This window comes from Streptomyces lunalinharesii (assembly GCF_039532155.1).
Taxonomy (GTDB): domain Bacteria; phylum Actinomycetota; class Actinomycetes; order Streptomycetales; family Streptomycetaceae; genus Streptomyces; species Streptomyces lunalinharesii.
This window is the reverse complement of sequence record NZ_BAAARK010000089.1, coordinates 1-4,331: the sequence shown is the minus strand read 5'-3', so window position 1 is coordinate 4,331 and position 4,331 is coordinate 1. Positions and strand designations below refer to the sequence as shown.

At 72.3% G+C, this 4,331-nt stretch carries 3 protein-coding genes and 1 pseudogene; all 4 read left to right on the top strand.

Annotation, left to right across the window (positions count from 1 at the left end):
- The coding region (locus tag ABD385_RS40905) for a hypothetical protein (RefSeq protein ID WP_344585314.1) at window positions 1–264 on the top strand (264 nt) is incomplete at its 5' end.
- A 112-nt stretch (window positions 265–376) separates the two neighbouring features.
- Window positions 377–2,890, top strand: a complete 2,514-nt coding sequence (locus ABD385_RS40900; protein WP_344585312.1) for a non-ribosomal peptide synthetase — start codon at window positions 377–379, stop codon at window positions 2,888–2,890.
- A gap of 160 nt (window positions 2,891–3,050) precedes the next feature.
- Window positions 3,051–4,055: a TauD/TfdA family dioxygenase gene (locus tag ABD385_RS40895; protein ID WP_344585311.1), complete on the top strand. Its 1,005-nt coding sequence runs from the start codon at window positions 3,051–3,053 to the stop codon at window positions 4,053–4,055.
- Window positions 4,052–4,331: pseudogene (locus ABD385_RS40890) on the top strand (2,3-diaminopropionate biosynthesis protein SbnB); the annotation flags it as partial. The gene ABD385_RS40895 and the pseudogene ABD385_RS40890, both read left to right, overlap by 4 nt.

Here is a 4,331-nt window from a genome sequence, read left to right as displayed (position 1 = left end):
CTCGGCATCGGCTCACTCGTCCACTACGGCGTCACCCTCGGCGACGGCGCCACCCTCGCCGCCGACTCCTTCCTCATGAAGGGCGAAGACGTACCACCCCACGCCCTCTGGGCCGGCAACCCCGCCACCGAGACGCACGTCCGCCGTGCCCTGAAGTCCCCCGCGGACGGCGAACCGGAGCCCGCGTCCCTGGGAGACCGCCAGACACCGCCGAGACGCTCCCCGCACCACGGCACGACCGTTGCCAAACGGGCCCCCGGCTGACCCCGGACCCCCGTGACCGGCCGCCCACCCGGCACGGTACGAGCCACCACCGCCGCAGCCCGCGAGCGGGCCGACGGCACCGCGGCACGAGGCAGTAGAGGGAGCACTGACGATGACGAAGCTGACGGAAGCGGACCGCGACTACTGGGAACAAGCCCTGGCCGCCGGGGGGTTCACGGCGGTGCCGCGCTGGTCCACCGAGTCGGGGACCGACCTGGCCGGGTACGAGTTGGCGCTGCCCGCGGAGACGGGGGCGGCCCTGGTCCGCCAGGCAGCGGCGCTCGGCAGCCCGGTGGAGGCGGTGCTGTTGGCCGCGCACGCCACGGTGCTCGCCGCGCTGTCGGGGGAGCCGGACGTCACCACCGGGTACCGTGCCGCCGACGGCGGCACGCCGTTGCCGTGCCGGGTGTCCACCACCGGTGCCAGTTGGTGCGAACTGGTGGCGCGCGCCACCCGGGCGGTGGCCGGACTGCTCCCCCACCGTGGGGTCACCACTGCCGAGCTGATGCGCCAACTGGGCCTGGAACGCGCCCCGTTCGAGGTCGAACTGGACCTGGCGGGGTCCGTGGACGAACTGGCCGCGGGCACCGTGCTGCGGGTGACGGCCTCCCGGGAGGGCGAGGGGTTCACCCTGCTCCTGCGGTACCGGACCGCGGCGCTGGACGCGGCGGCCGTCGCCCGGATAGCCGGCTACCACCGCGCCGCGCTGACCCAGTTCGCCGCCGATCCGCAGGCCGCGCCGGTGCCGTCGGCGCTGCTGTCGGCGGCGGAGCGTCGTCTGCAGTTGGAGGGCCTGGCCGGGCCGCACCGGGAGCTGCCCGACCGGCGCTTCCACGAACTGTTCGAGGAGCGCGTGCGGATCCACCCGGACGCCGTCGCCGCCGTGCACGGCGCCCGGCAGTGCACCTACCGGGAACTCAACGAGCGCGCCAACCGCCTGGGACGGGCGCTGCTGGAACAGGGGTTGGGGCACGAGGACGTCGTAGCGGTCGTCACCGAACGCAACCTGGACTGGCTGGCCGCCGTCCTGGCCGTCTTCAAGGCCGGCGGCGCCTACCTCCCCATCGAGCCGGGCTTCCCGGCCGAGCGGATCGCGACCATGCTCGCCCGCGCCGCCTGCCACCTCGTCCTGACCGAGTCCGGGAACACGGCCACCTTGGACCGGGCGCTCAGCGCCGTACCGGACGTCCGCACGCTCGGCGTCGACGCCGCCGACGACCACACCCGGTCCGCAACAGACCTCGGCATCAAGATCGCGGCGGACCAACTCGCCTACATCTACTTCACCAGCGGCTCCACCGGGGAACCCAAAGGCGCAATGTGCGAACACGCCGGCTTCCTCAACCACCTCCACGCCAAGATCACCGACCTCGGCATCCGCGAGGACCAAGTCGTCTCCCAGACCGCGCCCCAATGCTTCGACATCTCCCTGTGGCAACTGGTCGCCGCCCTCCTCACCGGCGGCCACACCCACCTCATCGACCAACAGACCATCATGGACGTCCCCCGCTTCGTCGACACCCTCGCCGACAGCCACATCACCGTCCTCCAAGTCGTCCCCTCCTACCTCGAAGCAGTCCTGTCCCACCTCGAACGCCACCCCCGCCCACTACCGGACCTCCGCTGCGTCTCCGTCACCGGGGAAGCGCTCAAAAAGGGCCTCGTCCAGCGCTGGTTCGCGGCCCGACCCGGCGTCCAGCTCGTCAACGCCTACGGCCTCACGGAAACCTCCGACGACACCAACCACGAGGTCATGAACCAGGCCCCCAACGACGACCGGGTCCCACTCGGACCGTGCGTGCCCAACGTCCGCGTCTACGTCGTCGACGAACAGTTGCAGCCCGTGCCGCTCGGCGCCCCCGGGCAGATCGTCTTCTCCGGCGTCTGCGTCGGCCGCGGCTACGTCAACGACCCCGAACGCACCTGCGCCGCCTTCCTCGACGACCCCCACCGCATCGGACAACGCCTGTACAAGGGCGGCGACTACGGCCGGTGGCTGCCCGGCGGGAAACTGGAGTTCCTCGGACGACGCGACGCCCAGGTCAAGATCCGCGGCTTCCGCATCGAGATCGGTGACGTGGCCAACGCCCTGCTGCGGGTGCCCGGGGTCAGCGACGGCGCCGTGCTGGCCGTCGGCGGCGAGAGCCAGGCACCACAGCTGGTGGCCTTCTACAGCGGCCCGCGGCCCCTGGAGGCGGACGACCTGCGCGGACGCCTCGGCCAGGCACTGCCCTCCTACATGCTCCCCAGCGCCTTCCATTGGCTTGAGCGGCTCCCGCTGACCGCCAACGGCAAGGTCGACAACAAGCAGCTGACCCGTCTCGTCGGCCGACCGCAGGAGCCCCAGGCCGCCGACCGCGCTCCGCACACCCCCACCGAGGTGCGACTGGCCCGTGCCTGGGCGGAGGTCCTCGGCATCCGGGAGGACGAGGTCGGTCGGCGGGACCACTTCTTCCGTCGGGGCGGCACCTCGCTGTCGGCGCTGAAACTCGTGATCGCGCTCGACCGGGCCGTCTCGCTCAAGGACCTCGCCAGTCACCCGGTCCTCGCCGACCTGGCCGGCCTGCTCGACGGGCACGAGGAGCGCGCGGGCGAACCGTGCGCCGTCCCCGCACCGCCGCCGTGATCCACGCACCGGCGCGCCCACTCGCGCACCTCGCCCACGCGCGCAGCGCAGACCGTCCTGCGCACCGACGTCCAGACGATCCCGATGAGGCCGCACACGGCACGGCTGCCCCGCCCCCTCGTGGGAACGCGGAGCAGCCGCGGACAGGAGAGGCACCGACATGTCACTGCCACAGTCAACGCTCGCGCTCGACGTGGACCGCCAGCCGGGCAAGCCCCCGATCCTCACCGCCGACGCGGGCGCGGACCCCGCGCAGTGGACCACGCGGAACCGGGACGCCCTGCTGGCCGTCCTCGCGGAGCACGGCGCGGTGCTGGTCCGCGGGCTGGGACTGGCCGACGTCGACCGGATCGCCGCGACCTTCCACGCGCTGTCGTCCGACCTGATGGCGGAGCGGGAGAGCTTCGCACCGCGGGACGACCACGGGCAGGGCGTGTACTCCTCCTCCCCGTGGCCGCAGAACCAGCCGATGTGCATGCACCACGAACTCAGTTACGCGCTCCGCTTCCCCGGCCTGATGTTCTTCGCCTGCCGCACCGCGCCCACCGACGGCGGGGCCACCGCGGTGGCGGACGCGAGCGCCGTCCTCGACGCCCTCCCCAAGAAGCTGATCAAGCGCTTCGAACGGCAGGGTTGGCTGTTGACCCGCTCCTACAACGACGAGATCGGGGCCTCCGTCGCCCAGGCGTTCGGCACCGACGACCGCGAGGCCGTCGCACGCTACTGCCGGGCCAACGCCATCGCCTTCCAGTGGCAGCCCGACGGCACCCTCCACACCCGCCAGCGCCGCAGCGCCGTCGTGCGCCACCCGATCTCCGGACGCCGCTGCTGGTTCAACCAGATCGCCTTCCTCAACGAGTGGACGATCGCCGAGGAGATCCGGGAGTACCTCCTCGACACCTACGGCGCCGACGGACTCCCCTTCAACACCCGCTACGGCAACGGCGACGCCATCGAGCCCGACGTCATCGACCTCCTCAACGCCGTGTACCAGGACCACACGGTCCGCGAGCCCTGGCGCGCCGGTGACCTCCTGCTCGTCGACAACGTCCGCACCGCACACAGCAGGGAGCCGTTCGACGGCCCCCGCGACGTCCTCGTCGGCATGGGCGCCGCCACGTCCCTGGCCGACTGCTCGCCCACCATCGAGGTGACCACGCCATGACGACCCTGCACTCCGCGGCCGACGGGCCCGCGACCGCCACGCCCCGTTCCGTGCCGCCGTTCGCGGTGGTCTCCGGGGCCCAGGTCCAACGCGCCCTCCAAGGCCGGGCACCCGAGATCGTGGACCTGATCGAAGCCACCTACCGCCTGCACGGCACCGGCGACTCCGTCAACCCACCCTCCTACTTCCTACGCTTCCCCGACCGCCCCACCTCCCGCATCATCGCCCTACCCGCCTCCCTCGGCGGACCCACCCCCGTCGACGGCCTCAAATGGA

Bases quoted from the DNA above. Each gene is read 5' to 3' on its own strand.
- ABD385_RS40900 (WP_344585312.1), top strand. From the start codon at position 377: ATGACGAAGCTGACGGAAGCGGACCGCGACTACTGGGAACAAGCCCTG.
- ABD385_RS40895 (WP_344585311.1), top strand. From the start codon at position 3,051: ATGTCACTGCCACAGTCAACGCTCGCGCTCGACGTGGACCGCCAGCCG.